At 42.3% G+C, this 24550-nt stretch carries 18 protein-coding genes; 4 read left to right on the top strand and 14 right to left on the bottom strand.

Annotated features, from left to right (window positions below):
* The first annotated feature begins 4 nt into the window (after positions 1-4).
* Both L3Q70_RS02155 and L3Q70_RS02150 read left to right on the top strand, forming a co-directional pair.
* Entirely contained in the window at positions 5-1786 is a 1782-nt protein-coding gene (locus tag L3Q70_RS02155) for a hypothetical protein (protein WP_237114779.1), read from the top strand.
* 125 nt (positions 1787-1911) lie between these two features.
* Positions 1912-2646 carry a glutaredoxin family protein gene (locus L3Q70_RS02150; RefSeq protein ID WP_237114778.1) on the top strand — a complete coding sequence of 245 codons (735 nt, stop codon included), beginning with the start codon at positions 1912-1914 and terminating at the stop codon, positions 2644-2646.
* Between the two features lie 53 nt (positions 2647-2699).
* On the opposite strand, the gene L3Q70_RS02145 is transcribed toward L3Q70_RS02150, so the two are convergent.
* The 11 genes from L3Q70_RS02145 to L3Q70_RS02095 all read right to left on the bottom strand — a co-directional run bounded on the left by L3Q70_RS02145 (position 2700) and on the right by L3Q70_RS02095 (position 16357).
* Positions 2700-2954 carry a hypothetical protein gene (locus L3Q70_RS02145; RefSeq protein ID WP_228074395.1) on the bottom strand — a complete coding sequence of 85 codons (255 nt, stop codon included), beginning with the start codon at positions 2952-2954 and terminating at the stop codon, positions 2700-2702.
* An 18-nt stretch (positions 2955-2972) separates the two neighbouring features.
* Entirely contained in the window at positions 2973-3467 is a 495-nt protein-coding gene (locus L3Q70_RS02140) for a DUF2799 domain-containing protein (protein ID WP_228074393.1), read from the bottom strand.
* 219 nt (positions 3468-3686) lie between these two features.
* Positions 3687-5126: a metalloprotease TldD gene (gene tldD / locus L3Q70_RS02135; protein ID WP_062567324.1), complete on the bottom strand. Its 1440-nt coding sequence runs from the start codon at positions 5124-5126 to the stop codon at positions 3687-3689.
* Complete coding sequence (locus L3Q70_RS02130) at positions 5123-5941, bottom strand: carbon-nitrogen hydrolase family protein (RefSeq protein WP_237114777.1); 819 nt, start codon at positions 5939-5941, stop codon at positions 5123-5125. Before L3Q70_RS02130 ends, tldD begins: the two co-directional genes overlap by 4 nt.
* A 1-nt stretch (position 5942) precedes the next feature.
* Entirely contained in the window at positions 5943-9803 is a 3861-nt protein-coding gene (locus tag L3Q70_RS02125) for a YhdP family protein (protein WP_237114776.1), read from the bottom strand.
* Entirely contained in the window at positions 9803-11275 is a 1473-nt protein-coding gene (gene rng / locus L3Q70_RS02120) for a ribonuclease G (protein WP_062567321.1), read from the bottom strand. Before rng ends, L3Q70_RS02125 begins: the two co-directional genes overlap by 1 nt.
* Position 11276: 1 nt before the next feature.
* Positions 11277-11846, bottom strand: coding sequence for a Maf family protein (locus L3Q70_RS02115; protein WP_062567320.1), 570 nt, complete (start codon positions 11844-11846; stop codon positions 11277-11279).
* The gene (mreD, locus tag L3Q70_RS02110) at positions 11846-12325 is read right to left on the bottom strand and encodes a rod shape-determining protein MreD (protein ID WP_062567319.1); all 480 of its coding nucleotides are present in this window, start codon (positions 12323-12325) and stop codon (positions 11846-11848) included. The genes L3Q70_RS02115 and mreD overlap by 1 nt, the downstream gene beginning before the upstream one ends.
* Positions 12318-13160 (bottom strand): rod shape-determining protein MreC, encoded by an 843-nt coding sequence (mreC, locus tag L3Q70_RS02105; protein WP_193988248.1) that lies wholly within the window; start codon positions 13158-13160, stop codon positions 12318-12320. Before mreC ends, mreD begins: the two co-directional genes overlap by 8 nt.
* Complete coding sequence (locus L3Q70_RS02100; protein ID WP_036973172.1) at positions 13160-14203, bottom strand: rod shape-determining protein; 1044 nt, start codon at positions 14201-14203, stop codon at positions 13160-13162. Before L3Q70_RS02100 ends, mreC begins: the two co-directional genes overlap by 1 nt.
* A 129-nt stretch (positions 14204-14332) precedes the next feature.
* A complete protein-coding gene (locus L3Q70_RS02095; protein ID WP_062567318.1) occupies positions 14333-16357 on the bottom strand; it encodes a formylglycine-generating enzyme family protein in 2025 nt (674 codons plus the stop codon).
* A 236-nt stretch (positions 16358-16593) separates the two neighbouring features.
* Between L3Q70_RS02095 and L3Q70_RS02090 the strand changes: the two genes are divergently transcribed.
* On the top strand, positions 16594-17490 hold the full coding sequence (locus L3Q70_RS02090) for a pyridoxal-phosphate dependent enzyme (RefSeq protein ID WP_237114775.1): 897 nt from the start codon (positions 16594-16596) through the stop codon (positions 17488-17490).
* 6 nt (positions 17491-17496) lie between these two features.
* Here L3Q70_RS02090 and L3Q70_RS02085 read toward each other — a convergent pair whose 3' ends face one another.
* The 3 genes from L3Q70_RS02085 to L3Q70_RS02075 all read right to left on the bottom strand — a co-directional run bounded on the left by L3Q70_RS02085 (position 17497) and on the right by L3Q70_RS02075 (position 21560).
* Positions 17497-19200 carry an EAL domain-containing protein gene (locus L3Q70_RS02085; RefSeq protein WP_193988247.1) on the bottom strand — a complete coding sequence of 568 codons (1704 nt, stop codon included), beginning with the start codon at positions 19198-19200 and terminating at the stop codon, positions 17497-17499.
* 273 nt (positions 19201-19473) lie between these two features.
* A complete protein-coding gene (ssb, locus tag L3Q70_RS02080) occupies positions 19474-20172 on the bottom strand; it encodes a single-stranded DNA-binding protein (RefSeq protein ID WP_062567315.1) in 699 nt (232 codons plus the stop codon).
* A 20-nt stretch (positions 20173-20192) separates the two neighbouring features.
* Positions 20193-21560: an MFS transporter gene (locus L3Q70_RS02075; RefSeq protein WP_237114774.1), complete on the bottom strand. Its 1368-nt coding sequence runs from the start codon at positions 21558-21560 to the stop codon at positions 20193-20195.
* 162 nt (positions 21561-21722) lie between these two features.
* Between L3Q70_RS02075 and uvrA the strand changes: the two genes are divergently transcribed.
* Positions 21723-24542 carry an excinuclease ABC subunit UvrA gene (gene uvrA, locus L3Q70_RS02070; protein ID WP_237114773.1) on the top strand — a complete coding sequence of 940 codons (2820 nt, stop codon included), beginning with the start codon at positions 21723-21725 and terminating at the stop codon, positions 24540-24542.
* Positions 24543-24550 lie beyond the last annotated feature (8 nt).

Genomic DNA, 24550 nt, shown 5'->3' with positions numbered 1-24550 from the left:
CCAGATGTACAAGTCCTATTTTTTACTACTAACATTTATCCTTTTAATGAACTATTCGAGTTTTTCTTTAGCAACTAATCATTCTTTAGAAGTGACGAATCAAGCCTTAAAAGTGCAACCAAGTCGCGTTGGTGCAAGCGACCCAATCGCTTACTTTCAATCGAAAACAGCGGCAATAGAATTTGCTAAACAACAAAACTGGGCTCTGGTGAATAAACTCACAAAAAAGCTCATTAATGAATATCAACATGATGGTGATACTTGGTATTTACTTGGCCTCAGTTACTTTCAATTGGCCGACTATCTAAATGCCAGCAATGCTTTGCAACGCGCACTTGCAATTGGGACTAGCTTAAAAGGCATTGCTAATGGCGCTAGTAACCCTAACGATTTAATGGTGAAAATTGCAGAGGCGTATGCTGAGCTTAATAACCAACAACAAGCCGAATATTGGCTTAAAAAAGCACTTTCTGCAAGGTGGGATGACCGACCAACACTTGCAGGCACCAGCTTATTTAAATCAGGCACTAATCCTCACTTTGAGCGTTTTGCGCAATCAGCCAGCTTTAAATCTCTAGCGGGTAATAACCTCGGTACTGAACTCAATCGCGATCAAAAATGGCGCGCCGATTTAGCGTTTTTAGTCGCGGAGATTAACCGTTTACACGTGGCAATGTATCAAAACATGAGCCCACAACAGTTTTCAGAAAAAGTAACAGACATTGATAAAGCGATTCCTAACCTGACTGATCAGCAAATTGTTTTTCAGTTTATGGAGCTAATAGCACTACTTGGAAATGGTCATAATCTATTGATCCCTGCATGGGGTGAAAAAGGCAACTTTCAGCAATTACCATTTCAGTTTTATCAATTTAGTGATGGCTTATACATCACCAAAGCCAGTAGCGATTATCAGCAATATATTGGCTATAAAGTTGAAGCACTAGCCGATACACCAGCCGAGCAAGCCCTTGAGTTAACCAAACGTGTTAATGCTCGCGATAATGAAATGCAAACCCTTTGGTTAGGCCCATATTATTTAAGTTTGCTTGATGTACTAAACGGGCTTGGTATTAGCAAGGGCAATAAGGTAACACTCACGCTCAGCTCACCGAAAGGGGCTGTCACCACTGTTACGCCAGCGCTAAAATCGATGCAATTTGCAGGCTTTCCTAAATTACCAAAACTTGCTGAACACCCTACGCTTCGTTACTTAGCGAAAAACAACACGCCATTTTGGAGCGAACAAATAAAAACAAATAAATTACTGTATGTGCAATTCAATGATGTGCGTAATAGCAAAGATCTCACACTTGCTGAATTTGCCACGCAACTACAAACACAAATAAAACACGATGACATTGAACATATGGTGCTGGACCTTCGCCATAATAGTGGTGGTAATGGCTCGCTTACCCCTCCTTTGGTGGCAACAGCCGCATTTTTTAAAGTATTAAAACCACAAGGTAAGTTATTTATATTAATTGGCCGTAATACGTTTTCGGCAGGCCATGATGTAGCGGTTAAGATTGCCAATATAGTGCCAACAATTTTTGTAGGTGAACCATCAGGCACCCGTCCGAATGTGGTAGGTGAAGCGGGCTGGTTTAACTTACCTTACAGTAAACAAACAGGGCTTATTTCGAGTCAGTTCCACCAGCAAAGCCGTGCGGAAGATCATCGAATTTGGTTAGCACCCGATCTGCCTATTTCACTATCTGCAACAGATTACTTTGCGGGTGTTGACCCTGTGATGAATGCCGTTTTAACCATAACTAAGCAATAAACAGTGCTGGCACAAACCTTGTAACTGTTAATAAAGTAACCAGTTATAGCAACAATTTGCCCTTGTTTACTGTGTAATTAAGCAATTATTACGAAGAAACAAGGCATTTTTTACAAGGAGGCACTGTGTCTAAGTCTGCAATTTTATATCGCATGGTGACCGATGAGCATATTTGCCCATTCGGTTTAAAATCAAAAGATTTACTAGAACGTCATGGTTACGATGTTGATGACCGTCATTTAACAAACCGTGAGCAAACCGATAAATTTAAACAGCAGCATGATGTAAAAACCACCCCGCAAACCTTTATCGATAATAAGCGCATTGGTGGTTACGATGATTTACGCGACTTTTTTAATCTGCCAGAAGCAGGGCAACAAGGCACAACTTACACGCCCGTGTTAGCCATTTTCGCAGTGACCATGCTACTGAGTTGTGGTTTTAGTTATGCAAATGGCACTGCTTTACTGTCGATGCAGAACATAATGCTATTTGTTGCGCTGACAATGGCAGTGCTCGCTATTCAAAAACTGCAAGACTTATACAGTTTTTCAAATTCATTTATTACTTATGATTTACTCGCCATGCGTGTTGTGCCCTATGCCTATATTTACCCGTTTATTGAGGCGTATGTTGCCATTGGTATGGTGGCTGAATTACCCGCCTTAGCTGTTGCGCCATTTTCGCTGTTTATTGGTAGCATTGGAGCTATATCTGTGTTTAAAGCTGTATACATTGATAAACGAGAACTTAAGTGTGCCTGTGTAGGTGGAGATAGTAATGTGCCGCTCGGTTTTATTTCTCTGAGCGAAAACTTATTTATGATTGCGGCGGGTATCTGGATGCTTAGTACTGTTTAAACTATTTACTTATAGGCTAGATAAAGCCTGCAGCAGCAGGCTTTATTGATAGATCAGTTATAACCACCTGTTCTTATATCTTTTTCAAGTTCAGATTGGGTTTTCACTGGGTGACACACTGTGTCCACCGTGCTTTTATTCATTTCATCAGCATCTGTGCTAAAAAATGTATAGTTATAATTTGCTTCAACTTCGCCGCCCAAACAGTGATGGTCGAGTAAAGCGCGTTGTTCATGGTCTTGCAAATTTGATTCTGAGGCACAACCGGCAAGCATTAAAAAAGCCATTAAAACTGATATTTTTTTCATAGTATCCTCTTAAATTAATTACAGTTCATATCTAAAATGAAATGAGGGAAGCTTGTCGAGTAAAGGTAAAAGTGACCTTTCTCTTCTTAAATCTTTACGCTCTCTTTCTAGCTGTGTCCGTCGATATCTCAACTCTTTACGTTTTTCGCTTGAGTTATTTTTATTGCTCAATTCATTCGAAATAGATTGAAGCTGCCAATTTATGGTGTCTATTCTTTGATCTATTTCTGCTTTTCTTGCTTCAATTTGATAGCGATCGTTCCCCTCTTCCCATGCTCTTCTAAAGTGCTCATCATTGCATACGCCATTGTAAGCTTGTCCTTGAATACCGAGGGTAAAGCCATGTTCAGGTACACAAAACACAGCAAGTCCTTGTTGATAGCTTTTCTTATACTCTTCTAACTGAGGCGTGATACCAAACTCTCTACATGCAAAGACAATGTCTTTACCCTGATCATAGCTATACCCCTGAACACCATGGTCATAGCCCAATTCTTGCCAACTAGCTTGCATACACTCTTCGTGCGACAAACTGCTGCACCCAGATAGCAACAACAAGAATACACATAAATAAATGAACCGATGAAACACTGTGACCTAACCGATATAAAATAAGCGAGGTACCTATTTTAGGTCACAAATTATAAAAAGGGAAGATTATTGATAGAAACTCAAGAATAAGGGATTGCAGTGTGTTTACGTACTAGCGTAAACACACGTTAAGTTAAGTTTTTATGCCGTACCACCAACAGTTAAGTTGTCAATTTTAAGGCTTGGCTGACCAACGCCTACCGGTACACTTTGGCCGTCTTTACCACACACTCCTACGCCTTTATCGAGCGCTAGGTCATTACCCACCATTGAAATTTGCTGCATCACTTCAGGGCCGTTACCAATTAATGTAGCACCCTTAATCGGTTGAGTGATTTTACCATTTTCAATTAAATAGGCTTCCGATGCGCTGAACACAAATTTACCCGAGGTAATATCGACTTGGCCGCCACCAAAGTTCGGCGCAAAAATGCCTTTTTTCACAGAGCTGATAATATCTGCTTGGCTATGTTCGCCACCTAACATATACGTGTTGGTCATACGTGGCATAGGTAAGTGAGCATAAGATTCGCGGCGCGCATTACCAGTAGGGTTTACGCCCATCAAACGCGCATTAAGCTTATCTTGCATGTAGCCTTTTAAAATACCGTTTTCAATAAGTACGTTATAGGCTGCAGGAGTCCCTTCGTCATCTACGTTCAATGAACCACGGCGGTCAGCAATGGTGCCATCATCCACGACTGTACACAGCTCAGATGCTACCTTTTCACCTACTTTACCGCTAAACGCTGATGCGCCTTTACGGTTAAAGTCCCCCTCAAGGCCATGACCTACCGCTTCGTGTAGTAACACACCTGGCCAGCCTGCACCTAGTACGACTTCCATACTGCCGGCAGGGGCATCAATTGCTTCTAAGTTTACTTTTGCTTGGCGAACCGCTTCTTCAGCGTATCCCATCCAACGAGGCTTACCGTCAACTAATTCTTTAAAATAGCCATAATCTAAACGCGCGCCGCCACCAGCACCACCGCGTTCACGGCGACCGTTCTTTTCAAGTAATACTGAGCAGTTTAAACGAATAAGCGGGCGAATATCGGTTGCAAATGTGCCATCGCTGGCTGCAATAAGTACTTCTTCATACACCGCCGACATTGAGCTAATCACTTGCTCTGCATCAGGCGCTAATTCACGAATATAGTTTTCAAGCTCACGTAATAAGTTTACTTTATCGCTATCACTCATGCTTTGAATAGGTTGATGCGGTGCATATTGTTGTTTTGCAGCAACATCACTAAACACTTGAACTGTTTTATTTTCACCTGCATCTGCAATACTACGCGCAGCAGTCGCCGCTTTATTTAACGCTTCTAAGTTGATTGCATCTGAGTATGAAAACCCTGTTTTTTCACCACTGACAGCACGAACACCAACCCCACGCTCAACATTATATGATCCCTCTTTCACAAGGCCATCTTCAAGTACCCACGATTCATGATGACTTGATTGAAAATACAAGTCGGCGTAGTCCACTTGATGTTGGTGAATAAAGGCGAGCGTTTTTTCGAGTTCTTCTCGTGTTAGCTGGCTGTCTTGTAATAAATGCTGTTCAACCGTGTTCATAATAAATGCTCTCTAAATCGTTGCTGAGACTGCACAGGCATGTCTTGGCGTATCTTATTCAATTGGTTTAAATCAAGTTCATGACTGATAAACCCTGTGCCACTTGGAAGCTCACTGAGCGTATCTCCCCATGGCGAAATTATAATGCTGTGGCCATATGTTTGCCGACCATTTTCATGATCTCCCCACTGCGCAGCTGCAACTACATAAGACTGTGTTTCAATTGCTCTGGCAGCTAATAAGTGATGCCAATGAGCAGCACCGGTAACAACAGTAAAAGCACTAGGAACTAAAATTAGCTCAGCACCCTGTCGCTGCATAGCACTAAACAAACCACTAAAGCGCAGATCATAACATACTGCTAAACCAATTTTACCAAAGGGTGAGTCAACCACGACAATATCGCTACCCGCTTGTGTCGCATCTGACTCACGATAACATTGGGTGGAGTCCGCAACATCGACATCAAATAGGTGAATTTTATTGTACTGCGCGACTACATCACCTTGGCTATTAAATAAAAATGAGGCAGCTAAGTATTTTCCATTATCTTGCGAAACAGGCACGGTACCAGCAGCTAGCCAAATATCATGTTGCTTACACAGCTGTGCAAGTTGTGCTTTGTAACCATCAATTTTAAGCCCTAATTGATAACTCGCTTGGCTACTTTTACTAAAGATCAAAAAAGCTTCGGGTAGGCAAACCAGTAAAGGACGCGTTTTAGGTAACTGCTGTAATGACAGCCTCAAAGACGCCATATTTTGTTCTGCATTGATACCAGAACACATTTGTAATGCTAAAACCTGACCCGACATATTAGCCTTCATTGGTTTGTAAACTCGCAGATGATGCCGCGTCTTTTAATTTTAACCGTGAGGAAGATTGCGGCTGGCTCTGTGCAGCTTGTGGTAAAGTAACTTCTCGACTTTTACGATCGACTTCGGTCACCTCAGGATCGCTCATACTGCCACTGACTTTAAAATTAATTTCTGAGATCACCCGGGCAGAGTGAATAACCTTATCGATGGCAAGTGCCGCTAAGCCACTTACAGGATTAACCATCCATGCAACTATAACAGGAATACTTGAAGTAACCTGTGGTGCGACTGCCAAATCATAGTCAATTTCAAGGGTATTTAGGTTAGTATGGCCTTTAATAGTCAAGTCAGCAGGTACACCGTCAAGTTTGGTATCTTGCGTGTAAGCAATGCCTTTATCAAGCTGCATAGTCCCTTGCATACTGTTATAGAAAAAACCCTTCGAAAATACATCTCTGAAATCCAGTTTTAGCTTACGCACTAAGGAGTCTAAACTTAACAGTGAAAATACTCGCGCACCGCCATCACTTATCTCAGCAAGATGGCCTTCACCTAAGCGCCAATCTAGCTCTCCCATCAGTGTTGGTACATCAACGTTATACGGGGCACCTTGCCAGGCTAAATCAAATTGAATATCGGCGTCTGAGTCCTTAACGGTGGTTGTTATATCAAACTCATCAAATAACTCACCAATATCGTCACTTTGTAAATTACCAGTAAATCGTGTTTGGCCATCGGCAAATTGCCCTTTCCCTCTGAGTACATGATCGCCTTTATCAATGAGCACTTCAGTAAATAACAGTGTGTCTTGCTCACCGACTAAACTACTTTTGACTTTATCAAGTTGATAATCTGCGACTTTACAATCTTCACAGTTAAACTCGATGGCAGGAATACGCGTTAACCAGCTTAAGTCTTCTGGTTCACCAACATCTTTGGTTTGCTCTGGTGCAGCTTCATTAAAATTAATACGTAAGTAGTCAGTAAAAATTTGAATTGGCCTGCGCGTTTCACCGGTTGGAATGAGTGCATCGGCGCGTAATTCTTTGGCATTTAGTTTTAATTCTAAGTCTGATTGCTTTGGTGCTAAGCGAAACTCAAAATCATTGAACTCGATATTGTGCAGTGCAAGCTTATTAAATTTACCGGTTACGTTATTAAACGTAGGCATCACACTTGGTGAGTCTGATTTTACTTTAGCGAGCGCAATAATTTGGTCAATTAAACCAAACCAAGGTGTCAGTTCTGTCTGTGGTAAATCAATTGATACAGCAAAACCGTCACGATTAAGGCCAAGGTCTTGCTCACCCAAAATTAAATGTACGTTATTAAATTTTTGTTCGCCATTATCTAAAATAGCATTAAAGAAAACCTGCTCATTAACGTTCGCAGTGATCAAGTTTGAAATTCTGTCGCCTTGCACAACAGCCGTAAGTGGCCATGTTTGCTCTTTACTTTTATTATAGGGAGCAGGTAATTGACTACTAAGACCCACTAAGTTACCACTTACGTCCGCACGGTAGTTAAAGTCATTTGGTAGAAAGTTAAGTAATACATTAATGTCTACATCACTTTGCCCCGTTAAATAACCCGCTAAGAGACCATGTGCTTGTTCGATTAATGGCTCTGCTTCAAGAGCAAGCTTTATCGCTATTTCGGCGCGATAATTATCTGCGACGTTCTCACTGCTGAAATTAGCGGTCAGCGGCATGCCCATCCAATCAGCTTTAGCATTATTGAAATCGATTTTGTCATTATTAAATTTAACAATGCCGGTCATATGGTTAAGGGTTATACCTGGCTGCGCAAGGTATACAGGGATATTTGCAAGCTCAACTTCACCTATTGCATCAACATGCCCTGAGCGTAAGTTAACCAACAACTCAATTTCTGCGGCCGCCTCCCCTTGAGCTTGCACAACTTCAAAAACACTTGCTAAAGGTTTTGCCAGTGGCGTTGCAGCAAAAAAAGGCGTTAACTTTTCGCCATGAGCGCGTTTATTAATAGCAACCTTAAGCATTTCGGCATTCATTAAATCAGCAATGCTGACATGTACGCTATCGCCCAAGTCTAAATTAACAAGCGTGCCCGACTTACTGTAGATATCCATGCGCTCATTTTCAAAATGTAGCGTTACGTTAGCGTCTTCAACCGCAGGCCAACTTGGTGAGAATTGATAGTTTGCGCTATTGACGTTTGCCAATACTTCAAACTGACCCTGTTGCTCCCTAAATGGAAAGCCTTCAAAAGGTCCTGAATAGAGCACTTGCGCTTTATTTACTTCACCACCTTGAATGGCACCATTTAAATAGTTAACTAAGTTCTCACTCATTACAGGCAAAGGAAAATAATGCCCTGCTACTGTGGCATCAAGTGCATACGCTTCAGCATATAAATCTAAGCGAGGGTCATCTGTTAGGCTTAACATCATTTCAGCTGCAAGCGTCACCTCGTCGTTATCAAGCCATAAATTATCACTACTGATACGCCAGCCGTCGGTGTAATGGTGTAAATCGAGCTCAATATTGAGTTGGTTATAGGCAATATCTTGGCTAAAGCTACCGTTGGTCAATAAGCGGTTGTTTTCTCCATAAAGTTGTATGCGACCAGCAGACTGATTAATGAAGCCATCGACTCTAATTGCTTGACCACCAGGGATACCGTTTAGTGACAACCAATTTAGTTGGTCACCTTTAAACCAAAGTTGCCATTGTTCACTTTGTCCAAACTCGACATACGCATCGCTTAATTGTCCATTTGGTTGGCGGTCCAAAAATGGAGTAAGTACTTCAAAATTACTTAATTGGGCAAGTTTGGCTAATAAAGCAAAATCAAATTGCTTAAGCCAAATTTTATTTTGCTTACCAAGTTGGGCTTCAAATTGCAGTGTCGGCCATTGCTTTAAATCACTTTCAAAGGTCAGACCGGTACTTTTTAGACGCCACCCTTGCTGCCAAGGAAACAAGTGGAACCCGCCTTTACTTAGGTTGATTTGATGCGACTCTTGGTTTTGTTGCCAATTTACAAAGCTAGGTTGCCACTGCACTTTCACATCGCTGATCAAGCCTTTTTCAAGGCTAACCCACGTTTGTAAATTCATATCTGAGTGCAATTGCTGTTTATCAGTATTGATAAATTGTGCAAGCCATTTAGACACATCTACATTAGCAGCCTCTACATAGATATCACCCGCCATGGTTTCAAGTGTTGAACCATTTAATGCCATTCGCGCATCAAAGCTCCCCACGGAGATGCCAGGTAAAGCTAATGAACCAGCGCCTTGATGCTGCTCAGGGGTATTTTGCCAAACAATGTTTTCAAGAATGAGTTTACGTGCTTTGCCATCACCTAACATAAAATTAAGGCTACTATCTTGCACAGCAAAGTGACCTGTTTTCCCTAAAAACAAGCTTTCGATAAGTTCTTTTTGCTCAAAGCTATTACTTTGTTGTTCAGTGCTTAATTCCAGCATTGTTGGTAAGTCGACATCGGCATGGAAACCATTAATGACAAAGTAGTTCGACTTTAATTGACGGGTTTTAAGTGATTCCCAAAGATTAACTTCAAGACTCGCCTTATCAATATTTAAAGCGATAGGCGATGTTTGGTTGTCTTCAAATGAGATATTTTCGAGAACTAATGATGGCCCCTTTCCTTGCCAGCTCGCAGAGATAGAACCTATTGACAGGTTGACATCAAATTGCTCGTATAAAAACGTTTCAATATTGCTTTTATAATCATTGGCATAGGGAAGTGTATACTTTAAAACAGAGACAATAACGGCCAGCAACACAAGGGTGATAGCAAATACTTGCCATACCTTGCGTATACAATAAAAGCAGACCGTCTTTGTGTTCATTACATCATTACCACATCAAACTGTTCTTGATTATATAAACTCTCTGTTTGAATACTGACTTGCTTGCCAATAAATAGTTCAAGTTCAGCAAGGTTATGGTACTCATCATTGATAAGTGCCTCAGAGACCGATGGCGCAGCATACACCATAAATTTATCAGCAGCATAAGCGCGATTAACCCGCACAATTTCACGCAGAATCTCGTAGCAGACTGTTTCAACCGTTTTTTGTGAGCCTCGCCCAGAACACGCAGGGCAAACATCACATAAAATATGCTCTAAACTCTCACGGGTACGCTTTCGAGTCATCTCCACTAAGCCTAGTGCAGATAACCCATTTATGTTGGCTTTAGCGCGATCTTTTGCCAATGCTGACTCAAGTGAATGAAGCACTCGGCGTTTGTGCTCGTCGCTGACCATATCGATAAAGTCGATAATAATAATGCCGCCTAAGTTACGTAACCGTAACTGACGGGCAATCGCCGATGTTGCTTCAATATTAGTGTTAAAAATAGTTTCTTCTAAATTACGATGGCCTACAAACGCGCCGGTATTTACGTCAACGGTGGTCATCGCTTCAGTTTGGTCAATAATTAAATAACCGCCCGATTTAAGCTCTACTTTACGATGCAAGGCTTTTTGAATTTCGGTTTCAACATCAAATAAGTCGAAGATTGGTCGCTCACCTGGGTAATATTCAAGCGCGCCGGATAGAATTGGTACAAACTCTTCAGTAAATTCTTTTAGTTCTTGATACGTTAATTTAGAGTCAACACGAATTCGCTCCATATCTTCGCCAACATAATCACGAAGAGTTCGAAACGCCAGTGTAAGGTCTTCATGCAAAATACTTTCTTTGCTTACTTTTTTGCGCTTAGTAACAATTTTTTGCCACAGCTTTTTTAGAAACTCAGCATCGTGACGAAGCTCAGCTTCACTTGCCCCTTCGGCAGCAGTACGGACAATAAAACTACCATCTTCATCGCCGTATTCAGCAACAATTTTTTTCAAGCGTAAACGTTCTTCTTCGGTTTCAATACGCTGGCTCACACCGACGTGTGTCGCATCAGGCATAAACACTAAGTAACGAGATGGAATTGTAATATCAGTCGTTAAACGCGCCCCTTTAGTACCAAGAGGATCTTTGACCACCTGCACCATGATGTGCTGTCCTTGGCGAACAAGCTCGCGAATATCTTGTACTTTCTTGATGGGTTGCTCATCAACACCTTCAACAATAGAGGCGCTGTTAACAATGTCAGACGCGTGCAAAAAAGCCGCTTTGTCTAAGCCAATATCTACAAATGCAGCTTGCATGCCTGGTAATACACGGCTAATTTTGCCGAGGTAAATATTACCAACAATCCCTAGGTTGCCAATTCGCTCTAGTTGAATTTCTTGCAGTACGCCATTTTCAATCAGCGCAACCCTGCTTTCACTCGGTGTAACGTTGATCAGTAATTCGGTGCTCATGTTACCCTCTTAAAAATTCGTTTAATAACAGCTCTGTCTCATATAAAGGTAAGCCGACAACAGCAAAATAGCTACCCGAAATGTGACTCACAAATCGCCCGCCTAGACCTTGTATACCATAACCACCGGCTTTATCTTGTGGCTCTTGGGAGTGCCAATATGCATCGATTTCGTCATCGCTTAATTGTTTAAAAGTCACATCAGTGACAACAAGACTGCTTTTTACGTGCTGGCTGTCAGCAATAGCTACGGCGGTCATAACTTGGTGAGTACGCCCTGATAGGCGCTTCATTGTTGCGATAAAGTCTGCTTTATCAATCGGTTTGCCGAGTGCGGTGTCATCAATCACCACCACGGTATCACTGCCAAGCACAGGGCGGTCAGTGTAACCCATTGCGACACCAGATTGTGCTTTGAGTCTCGCTAAACGCTCAACATAATCACGAGGAGACTCGTTCGGGAATTGGCTTTCATCTGCATCAACGCTAAATTGAGAAAACTCGATACCAAGCTGGCTGAGCAACTCTTTTCGACGCGGTGATGCAGACGCCAAATAAATTGCGGTTTGCATTATCTAATCCTGAAATGACGGCGGTATTTACGCAATATTAAGAAAATCCACCACCAACAAAGCATGCCGGTTAGCACTGGCCATAAGTAATGCGGGCTGAAATAAACCCCCATCAAGAAATGATTAAGCCAAAATTGCATAAGGTGGTAAAGCGTTAAAAACAGAGCCACTAATATGCTCTGCTGCCATAGAGAAAAGTTTCTAATTTTTTGAAAGTTACTTGCCGTGATAAAAATACACACAGAGTAAGTTAATGAGTTCACGCCAAGTGGTGAACCCGAAGCCAAATCCATGAGTAACCCCACCACCCAAGCCGTGCCGATATTAAGACGATGTGGTACAGCGAGCGACCAGTACATCAGCACCATTAACACCCAATCAGGTCGATAAGGTTCAAATGAAATAGGCAATGGCATCAATGCCATCACCAGTGCAAAGAAGATACTAATTGCGATTAGCAAGGAATAGCGACTATTCATTACTTATGCTCTCCTGCTGGTTACGCCACAGCACAACCAATAAGCGAATACGGTCCAACTGTGCAATAGGCTCAGCATACACTTGTGCGAATGGGTGACCTTCATCGCGATTGATTTCTGTCACAACGGCCACTGGGTAACCTTCAGGAAAAGTTCCTCCTAACCCAGAGGTCACTAAGATGTCACCTATGCGTACATCAAGGCTGTGAGGCACGTGTGAAAGCTTTACGACATTAATCTTACCAATGCCTTCAACCACTGTGCGTACATCGTTACGTAAAATGCGTACTGGCGTAGCGTGTGTGGTGTCGGTCATTAATAATACGCGGGAAGTTGTCGATCCAACTTGCGTAATTTGCCCAACAACCCCCATTTCATCGATGACAGCTTGGCCTTCACTTAAGCCATCGGTTGTGCCACGATTAATCACCACTTGGTGACTATATGGATTTGAATGTACAGACAATACTTGCGCAATGATCTTCCGATTAGATTGCTTAGCCGATGAACCTAGTAAAGCACGTAACTTATCATTTTCACGACTTAAAAAGGCTAACTGTTGTAGTTGTTCGCTTTGTAGTAGCTGCTTCTTTTTAAGTGCTTCATTTTCGGTAAGAAGTTGATCGCGTGTGTGAAGGTTTTTTGCACCTATACTAAATAGTTCATAAGGCAGGTTAGCAAGATAGATAAGTGGGCTTACTAGGGTATTTAAGCTGGTGCGAATGGTTGTGCCACCCTGTGTATAGCGGTCGCCCACAATCAAAACGACACTCAAAAGCACTGCGACAAAAAGTCGCAGTTGCAAAGAGATTGTACGACCAAACATTAACTTCATTAGTCGTAACTAAATACGTCACCACCGTGCATATCAATCATTTCGAGGGCTTTACCGCCACCACGCGCAACACAGGTAAGTGGGTCGTCAGCAACAACAACCGGAATCCCCGTCTCTTCCATGAGTAAGCGGTCTAAATCTTTTAGTAATGCACCACCGCCGGTTAATACCATGCCATGTGCAGAAATATCTGATGCAAGCTCTGGTGGAGACTGCTCAAGTGCAACCATCACAGCACTTACAATTCCCATCAGTGGTTCTTGTAATGCTTCTAGAATTTCATGTGAGTTAAGCGTGAATGAGCGCGGCACACCTTCGGCAAGGTTACGGCCTCGCACTTCAATCTCAACTGGTTCATCTGTTTTAAATGCAGAGCCAATTTGATGCTTAATATTTTCAGCGGTTGCTTCACCAATTAAGCTACCGAAGTTACGACGAACATAGTTGATAATTGCCTCATCAAACTTGTCACCACCAATACGTACAGATGATGAATAAACCACACCATTCAAAGAAATAATAGCCACTTCAGTGGTACCACCACCGATATCAACAACCATTGAACCTGTTGCTTCAGATACTGGTAAACCTGCACCAATTGCCGCAGCCATTGGCTCTTCAATTAAATACACTTCACGTGCACCTGCCCCCATTGCCGATTCACGAATGGCGCGTTTTTCTACTTGTGTTGCACCACAAGGAACACAAATAAGTACACGCGGGCTTGGACGCATAAAGTTGTTGTTATGTACTTGCTTAATGAAGTGCTGAAGCATTTTTTCGGTCACATAAAAGTCGGCAATTACACCGTCTTTCATTGGACGAATCGCTTTAATATTTCCAGGTGTACGACCAAGCATTTGCTTAGCTTCTGTTCCCACAGAGGCAACGCTTTTAGGACCACCAGCGCGCTCTTGGCGAATAGCAACAACTGAAGGCTCGTTTAATACGATTCCTTCTTCTTTTACATAGATTAGGGTATTGGCTGTACCCAAGTCGATCGATAGATCGTTTGAAAATATACCACGAAGTTTTTTAAACATGAGGCTGGATGACCTTTGAAAATACGTTCTTATATTAGCTGCTTTCACTCTATCATGCTCACCATGAAAAAGCGCAGCTACCTTCTTTATTTGTTAAAAAAGGAAGCATCCATTGCTTCCTTATTAAATTTATCGTTCGCGTACTAGACGAAACCCAATATAGTTTGCACGAAAATCTGGCGCTAAAATTAAACGCGTAGATACACGAGCCAAGCTAGGTGCGAAATTCCATGCCCCACCACGAACAGCCACATCAGACTGTTCCGATTTTTTATTTGTCCACTCCCATACATTGCCTACAGTATCGTATAGGCCAAATGCATTAGGAGAAAATGAGCCTGTTGGCGCAGCACTTTTGTTAGACCACTCACTGCCACACCAACCACAATTCGCTAGGTTTTTACCAATTTCATTACCCCAAGGGTATTCAGTTTCTTTACCTGCACGTGCAGCGTATTCCCATTCAACCTCATTGGGTAAACGAAATAGCTGGCCAGTTTGCCCTGATAGCCAATCTGCGTATGCTTTAGCATCATTGTAGGTTAAACACACTGCCGGAAAATCACTGTCTTGATCAAAACCTGGATTACGCCAGTTTAGGGTTGCTTCCCACACAGGTTCACCATTTAGGTAATAAGCACAACCGCGATTTTTTTCGGCTTCTGTTTTATAACCTGTATTGGCAACAAACTGCTCATACTCACCAACACTGACTTCTTTACTTTGCATCGCAAAGGAGTTGGCAATGGTTTTCTCTACCACTGGACGCTCATTAGCAAGACCACTGCCGTTGATATCGCCCATTTTAAATTTACCTGCCGGAATGACAACGAGACTCGCCGTATTCGTTTTATTTACAATACTTGCCGCTGGTGCCGATGATGGTTGCTCAGCGGTTGTAATAGCTGCAACAACAGGCTCAGGCTTTTTTACCAGCTTGGCATGAATTGTTTGTGACTTATTAAGTTCTAAGCGAACTTGATAGCTTTTGTAGCCGCGCTTACGAATTTCTACATTATGAAAGCCAACAGGTAATGATGTTGTAAGTTTAGTAGAACCAAAACTGACGCCATCTATAAACACTTCATCATCATAGACATTAGAACGAAGCGTTAATTCAACCATTTTAGATTTTTTTAGATCAGGTAATGGTTCAACCCTTACTGGCTTTTTTACAGAATAATCACTTACCGGCTCCTCACTCATACGAGAAACCGATACCACCTTACTATTATCCTGAGAGTCACTGAATGTTAACTGACTATCCGAGTAAGTCGTTGTATAGTTTGGTTGATAGCTGCCCGCCAGCGGTGTGCCATAATCAGCACAAAAACGGTTATCCAAATTCAGTAAGCTACATAAACGGCTACTATTTACGTCTCCGCGCATCGTTACGCTTAAGTTCACGTTGTAATTACCTTGGCCGCTAAACGCACTATTTACAACATGACTGCTAAGAATTTTAACTTGTGCGCCAGCAAGATTACGCTTTGGTTCAACAAGGCGTTCTTCGGTTAAGTTAGCAAAAATTTGGTCTACAAAACGTTTGGTGGCTTTTTGCAAGCCCATTTGTTGGCCGCGCTGCTCACAGGCTGCAAGTGTTTCGGTACGCTTACAGTTAATTGTGTGATTAACTTCTAAAGTGCCTTCTCGAGTAAACTCATTGCGCAAACGCTCGACACGTGCTGTAGCCAACTGCTCTTTTAAGCTTTCTAATGTGTTTAGTTGCGTATGTTTCGCTACGCGAATTTGCTCGATATCTTTTCGGTGTGAAGCAATTGCCGCTAATTGCATCGAAATATCATCTTTGTTCTGTTTATGATCAACCACTGCTTTTTGATAACGCGCTTGCGCATTACTGATATCTAATGTTGGGTCATCAATAAGTCGACGGTACATCTCGTTCATTGCATCAAGCGCTTGGTTTTTTTCTTTGTCTAACTCAGTTGAGCGTGCGCGTAATAATTCGAGTTGTTTTTGTAACTGACTTTCTTCTTTTAGGTGTTTTTCGAGGATTACGGTCGAGTTATCGTATTCGGCTTGTTTTTTACTGATCTCTGATTCAATCCCAGTTACCGTAGCAGTATCTTGTGCAAATGCACTCGTTGCTAGCAAACTAACTGAAATTAACAGAGATAAAGGAGCTATTCGCATATATTCCATTCCCAAAAAGCGGCAATTATTTGGTCATTATTATTTTTTATAATTAAACTCTTATGCTATGTACTTGCAAGGCAAAACACAAGCTTTGTTCAATTATTATCTGAGTTTACAACTATTACCTTAGTTGATGCCAGTAAATAACATAATCATTTTAGTTTAATTGACTAATTTCTATCTATATGACGATTTTGCTATAATTGAGCCCCTTTTTTTATCTAAGTAGCATCGTGAATATTAGTTGTCAGTCACCCATTCAACCCATTTTCCACCCTCTGTTAGAAGCGCATAACTTACAGTTGTTTATCAAACGTGATGACCTGATTCACCCTGAAATAAGCGGCAATAAATGGCGAAAACTTAAATTTAACTTACAAATAATGCAACAACAGGGTAAGTCAGAGCTGTTAACCTTTGGTGGCGCATTCTCAAATCATATCCACGCCAGTGCAATCGCAGGAAAACTATTTGGCTTCAAAACTCATGGGATTATCCGTGGCCCCTTACTTGATGAAGCTAACCCGACGCTAAACGATGCAAAGCGCTTTGGTATGACGCTACATCCGGTCAATCGCCTTACTTACCGCCAGCGTCATGATCCCCATTACTTAGACGAACTAAAAAAGCAGTTTCCTAATGCTTACATCTTGCCTGAAGGGGGAACAAACCTTGCGGCGATTAAAGGCTGTATGGAATTGGCACAAAGCTTACCAGCTAGTGACTATATCATTTGCCCAACGGGTAGCGGTGGCACATTAGCAGGGTTAATAGAAGGAACGAGCAGTCAAACAACCCTTTTAGGTATTGCTGTCCTTAAACACGCCGGTTATTTAATCGAAGAAATAAAACAGCTCAGTAATAAAGCAAAAGAACAGCACAACTGGCAACTTTTATGTGATTATCATGATGGCGGATATGGCAAGTTTTCTGATGAGCTATGGCGTTTTTGTCAAACCTTTACTCAACAATACGACATTCCCCTTGAACCTATTTATAGTGGAAAAATGATGTATGCTATTTGGCAGTTAATTGAGCAAGGTTACTTTGCATCTGGAAGTGTAATAACCGCCATCCACACAGGCGGGTTACAAGGTCTAAATGGGTTAAAGTACAGAGGCTTAATTTAGCGACGGTCAGCTATATGGGGTAATATCCGCCAACTTTTGCAGTGGTTCAGCAAAATAAAACCCTTGTGCAGCAACCACTCCTAAATTTTTCAGCGTTGCTAACTCATTTTGTGTCTCAACACCCACAGCATAAACAGGGCAACTTAATTCATGCCCTTTTGCGATAATTTCCTTCACGATCTTTTGTTGCTGCTTGTTAGTATCAATATTGTGTATTAACTCAAACGCGAGCTTTATAGCGCAAAAATTAGCAAGCTCACGGTAAAGGGGCAAGTGCTCTGCACTGCGTACATTATCGATAACCACTCCTGCCGACAATTTACCCAAACAATCTAACTGCCCTGCTAATCGGTGGCGCTGCTTTAAAAAGTCATCCTCATTTAATTCAAATTGCAGCTTACTGACCGTATCACAGCTTTGCATCTCACCTTTCAACCACTGCCAAAACTCTTTATTAAACCAATTCAGGGCATGTAAGTTGATACTAACGGCCATTGCGCCTCTTTCACTCAACAGTATTTTTTTTACCTGCAAAACAACCGTTTGATCAAGCAAAAGTACATCCTTCTTGCTACTCATTTGCGGGATAAAATGACGCGCCGCCAAAAGTCCGAGGCTTTTATGACGAATACGGATTAACGCTTCATGCTGAAGGATATCGCCGGTCTGCAAATCGAATAATGGTTGGAAAAAAAGCATAAAGTGCTTTTTCTTTATATATTCAAATAAGTGTTCTTTGCTATCAGCAAGCACACTCGATTGCGTGTGCCCAAACGGCAAGCGATGAATATGTTGCCAGGCACTTTGTTTTGCTAGCGCAAGGGCCGATTTAGTCAACTGATAAACAACCGCTTGATCCGCCCCAGTGCGGTAATTACACACCCCTATTTTTACATCACTACGGGACAAGTCACTGCGATAATTAAGACATGCTTGATAGATAACTTGATGCAATCGCTTAGTGTATTTATCAACCTCAGTCGCAGGGACGCTATTCAGTGTGACCGCAACGCCTCCTGAAGGAAGCAATTTAACCGAGCGATTGACCAGCTCACCAAATCCTTTAGCAATCACTAATTTAAAATAATTATCGACATCCAAGTTTTCAGGAAAAGGGGTTTTCCAAAAAAATAACGAAAATAAATGGTTATAATTAGTAGGAACACCATACAGAATATTCAAATCTTGATGAGGCAAAAGCTTTGGCGTTACTAATTTACGCGGCATTTCAGGCTTGGCCTCACTTAATTGAGCGGGCTTTTTAATCGTTGCATCTTCCAGCACAGGTGTCTTAAGCGCCATCCGCCAGCGACGTAACCCCCAATAACACGCTCCAATCAAGATTAAATTTAGAAACAAAAACAAATGACTTTCCACTAACCAAGAAGGCCAATGAAATAACCGCAGGCTCACCGTCTTATAGCTAAATACTTCCTGCTCTAAATCAATAAACTTCGCTAAACTAGGTGATACCTCTGACGTATTCATCACAAACCCTTGGCTTTGAACTAAAGTTGCAATAATGTCATGTGAGGAAACAGGGTCGAGACTTAAGTCATAAACTTGCTTGGCAAGCTCAGTCCCTGAGTTATGTACTTTTTCGTGTAGTACATCACTTAAAAAAATATTAAAAACAACTAATAGCAAAAAAACGGCCGCCATATAAATGGCCTCCGGTTTCTTAATATGTGCAGTAAAATCTTTTTTCATTTCACAGCTTTGTTGCTCAAACATACACAAAGTGTTGTCCAAGAACCCTATAAATACAAGGCTACAGAGCGATTAAAAGCAATTTCAGAATTATCCTAAGACCAACGCTGTCAAAAGTCATGTATTTTTAAACACCTAGCAAAAAGTGTTAATGATAATTATTTTGTAACCGACAACTGCAAGCTTACGCAAAATAACAAAGCCATGTTAAAGCAATAAAAAACCCAGCAATTAGGCTGGGTTTAAATAACTCAAACACTCAATGCGAGTGATCTAGAACGGAATATCATCATCAAAATCGATAGGTGGTTCCATCGGGTTTGATGCGCCGCCTTGTGGTGCATTTTGAGGTTTAGGAGCAAAACCACCACCTTGTTGTGGCGCGTTGTTTTGCTGCTGTTGATTATAACCGCCACCATACTGGTTATTACTTTGTTGTTGTGGTGCAGGTTGCTGCTGCGGGCGCTGTTGCTGCTGTGCTGGCGCAGACTGTTGTTGTGGAGCATAGCTATTATTGCTTTGTGCTTGTTGTGAGCCACCGCCGTAGCCGCCACCTTGTTGTTGACCACCTTGGTAACCGCCTTGTGATTGGCCACCTTGATAACCACCACCTTGTTGATCGCCACCACGACCACCTAGCATTTGCATTTGGCCACCCATGTCTACCACGATCTCTGTGGTGTATTTTTCTTGGCCTGATTGGTCAGTCCATTTACGCGTTTGTAAACGACCTTCAATGTACACTTGTGAACCTTTACGAAGATACTCACCAGCAACTTCTGCTAGTTTGCCAAATAACACAACACGGTGCCATTCAGTACGCTCTTGCATTTGCCCTGTGTTTTTATCTTTCCAGCTATCTGTCGTAGCAATGCTGATATTCGCTACGCCATTGCCATTAGGCATATAACGTACTTCTGGATCTTGGCCTAAATTACCAACCAAGATAACTTTGTTCACACCGCGTGCCATGGAACTTCTCCTATAAAACGTTAGATTAAACCAGCCACTTTGCGTGCTTGGTCTAGGTCAAATTCTTTATCATTAATCTTTAAATAGCTGCGATTTTCATCACAAACAACCGTTGCTTCAATTACGCCCGGTAAAGCAACTAGACGAGAAGCAAGCACTTGTGCCTGCTGCTCTGAACTTAATTCAGTCATTAAGCTAATAATTTTACTTCTTGGTGGGACTTGCATATTCCAAGCAAGGATAAGCCATATTAACCCAACAAGTGCCGCCGCCGCAAACACTGCTTGCGCACTTAATACTTGAGCAACGTAACCCCCTAATAAACCACCTAAAAAGGCACCAAAAAACTGCGTTGATGAGAACACGCCCATCGCAGAGCCTTTTTGATTTGCAGGGGCAATACGCGACACAAGTGCAGGCATGGTTGCTTCTAAAAAGTTAAAAGCAATAAAGTAAACCAGCATACAAATTCCAATGCCAATCACAGAGTCAACCCATAGGGACATAGCCAGCATACTTAAAACAAGCAGCGCGATTGAGCCAATAAAGGCTTGTTTCTCTTTTTCTTTGCGAATCGCCACTATCATTATCGGCACCATCAAGAAAAACGCTAAAAACAGCACAGGGATGTATAAATACCAATGGTGATCGGCAATTAAACCATCTTTTATAAGCTGGCCTGGTAAGGCTACAAATACGGTGGTTAATGTAAGGTGAAGCAACATCACACCAAAATCAAGGCGTGCTAATTGCGGGTGTTTAATGAGTTGCTTAATGTCATCTAAGGTAGCGAGCGTGTCGCCTTTTGGGGCTTTACTAACCGCATTAGGTACTAAAAATAACACAATTAAAATACCTAAAAGAGCAAGCCCAGCGGTAAGCCAAAATACGCCAGCAACTCCCCAATAGGCAGCAACAATTGGTCCAAGTAGCATGGCAACGGCAAAGCTCATACCAATGCACATGCCAATTACGGCCATCACTTTCGGACGTTGCTCATCACGGCTTAAATCAGAAGCCAGCGCTAATAATGCACTGGCAATCGCGCCCATACCTTGTAAGGCGCGCCCTAGCGTCACCATTTGCACAGATTCAGCGGTTGCCGCAATCACAGAGCCCAGCGCAAACACACACAGACCCCCAATAATAACTTTTTTACGACCAATTTTATCAGACAACCAACCCATCGGAATTTGCAACACAGCTTGTGTTAAACCATAAGCACCAATAGCAAAGCCAATCCATAGTGGCGAAAACCCTTCTAATTGCTGACCATAAATTGCCAAAACTGGCATCAGCATAAATAAGCCAAGCATACGGAATGCAAATACGCTCGCCAACGAAACGGCTGCGCGTTTTTCTCGAGAGTTGAGTGAAGATGCTGTCATGAATTACTGATCTTGCTGTCTATTAAAATCTGAGCGTGGATTCTACCACAAGCGAAAACTAAATAATCACCTGTAAGTGATGATTTTTTCTTTGATCAAGGATTAATCTTATCGCGTATTATGAGATACTGAAAAAATAATTAGGTAATAAAACGAGATAGCATGGAAAACATTGAAGTCCGAGGCGCCCGCACGCACAATTTAAAAGACATCAGCCTAACCATTCCCCGTGATAAGCTGATAGTTATCACTGGCCTATCTGGTTCAGGGAAATCGTCTTTAGCGTTTGATACTTTGTATGCAGAAGGGCAACGTCGTTATGTTGAATCACTGTCAGCCTATGCAAGACAGTTCTTATCGCTAATGGAAAAACCCGATGTCGATCACATCGAAGGTTTATCGCCTGCTATCTCTATCGAGCAAAAATCGACCTCGCATAACCCGCGTTCAACAGTTGGTACAATCACTGAGATTTACGATTACCTACGTTTATTATTTGCCCGCGTAGGTGAGCCTCGCTGCCCTACTCACGACTTGCCACTTGCCGCACAAACGATCAGCCAAATGGTCGATACGGTTTTAGCCCTACCTGAAGGTAGCAAGCTAATGCTGTTAGCCCCCGTAGTCAAAGATCGCAAAGGTGAGCATGTTAAGCTATTAGAGCAACTCGCAAGCCAAGGCTTTATTCGCGCCCGTATTGATGGCGAAGTATGTGACTTATCTGATCCACCGACTCTCGAGCTTCATAAAAAGCATACTATCGAGGTCGTGGTTGACCGCTTTAAAGTAAAAGATGGCCAACAACAGCGTTTAGCTGAATCATTCGAAACAGCCCTTGAGCTATCAGGTGGTATTGCCCATGTAGCGGCGATGGACGACTCACTCAGCGAAGACATGCTGTTTTCTGCCAACTTTGCCTGCCCAACGTGTGGCTATGCCATGAGTGAACTTGAACCACGTTTATTCTCATTTAATAACCCAGCTGGTGCATGTCAAAGCTGTGATGGTTTAGGTGTGCGTCAGTATTTTGATCCAAACCGTGTTGTGCAAAATCCAGAGCTAAGCTTATCGGGCGGTGCCATTAAAGGCTGGGACAAACGCAGCTTTTATTACTTCCAAATGCTGCAAGCTGTCGCAGAGCATTATAAGTTTGACCTAGAAGTGCCTTTCCAAGAGCTTGGTAAAGAGGCTCAAAAGGTGATTCTTGAAGGTTCAGGTAAAACTAAAATTGCCTTTAACTACCGCAATGACCGTGGCGATTTAATTACACGTAACCATGAGTTTGAAGGCGTTTTAAATAATATGAATCGCCGCTACCGTGAAACCGAGTCAAACTCAGTGCGCGAAGAACTGGCTAAATACCAAACGAGCCAAGCGTGTCCGAGCTGTCATGGCTCTCGATTGCGTGAAGAAGCTCGCCACGTATTTATTGGTCAAACGAATCTACCAGCTATCACCACAATGAGTATTGGTGAAAGCATGGCATTTTTTGAAAGTTTAAGTCTGACAGGCCAGCGCGCGCAAATTGCCGAAAAAATTCTCAAAGAAATTCGTGACCGTTTATCTTTCTTAATTAATGTAGGCCTTAATTATCTATCGCTTGAGCGAAGTGCCGACACCCTGTCTGGTGGTGAAGCGCAGCGTATTCGTTTAGCAAGCCAAATCGGTGCAGGTCTTGTTGGTGTTATGTACGTACTGGATGAGCCTTCAATTGGTTTACACCAACGCGATAACGACCGCTTACTAAAAACCCTTATTCATTTACGTGATTTAGGCAATACAGTGATTGTGGTTGAACATGACGAAGATGCCATTCGAGCAGCGGATCATATTATCGATATTGGCCCAGGTGCGGGTGTTCATGGCGGCCATGTTATTGCCGAGGGTACTCACGACGATATTCTAGCAAGTAAAGATTCAATCACCGGTCAGTACCTCTCTGGTGAAAAGAAAATCGAAGTACCAGAGTCTCGTCATCAAACTACCGACAAATGGCTTGAGTTATTTGGTGCCACAGGTAACAACTTAAAGAACGTTGATTTACGTATTCCATTTGGCTTAATGACCTGTGTCACAGGTGTATCAGGCTCAGGTAAATCAACGCTTATCAACGACACTTTATTTAAGCTGGCTCATACCGAGTTAAATGGCGCAACGACCGCTGAATCGGCTCCGTACAAGTCAATCAAGGGCCTAGATCATTTTGATAAAGTGATTGATATTGACCAAAGCCCGATTGGCCGTACTCCGCGCTCAAACCCTGCCACTTACACCGGCATTTTTACTGGTATTCGTGAGCTATTTGCAGGTACTCAAGAAGCCCGTTCACGTGGCTATAAAGTGGGTCGTTTTAGCTTTAACGTGAAAGGTGGTCGTTGTGAGGCGTGCCAAGGCGATGGCGTAATCAAGGTAGAAATGCACTTTTTACCGGATGTGTATGTGCCTTGTGATGTGTGTAAGGGTCAGCGCTATAATCGCGAAACACTCGAAGTACAGTACAAAGGTAAAAACATTCACCAAGTACTCGAAATGACTGTTGAAGATGCCCGTGAGTACTTTGATAAAATTCCCGCTATTGCACGTAAACTACAAACCTTAATGGATGTCGGCTTGTCGTATATTCGCTTAGGTCAAGCTGCAACGACTCTTTCAGGTGGTGAAGCGCAGCGTGTGAAACTGGCTCGTGAACTGTCAAAACGCGATACCGGTAAAACCTTATATATCCTTGATGAACCAACTACGGGTTTACACTTTGCTGATATTCAGCAATTATTGGTAGTGCTCCACCGTTTACGCGATCACGGTAACACCATAGTCGTTATTGAGCATAATCTTGATGTGATTAAAACCGCAGACTGGATTGTCGATTTAGGTCCAGAAGGCGGTTCAGGTGGGGGAGAAATTTTAATTTCTGGTACACCTGAAGAGGTCGCTGATTGTGAGCGTTCACACACTGGAAGATACTTAAAACCACTACTATAAAAAGGATA

This window comes from Pseudoalteromonas sp. CF6-2, assembly GCF_021729425.1.
Classification (GTDB): Bacteria; Pseudomonadota; Gammaproteobacteria; order Enterobacterales; family Alteromonadaceae; genus Pseudoalteromonas; species Pseudoalteromonas arabiensis.
The sequence above is the reverse complement of the archived record's forward strand: the minus strand, read 5'-3'. Positions and strand labels throughout refer to the sequence as shown.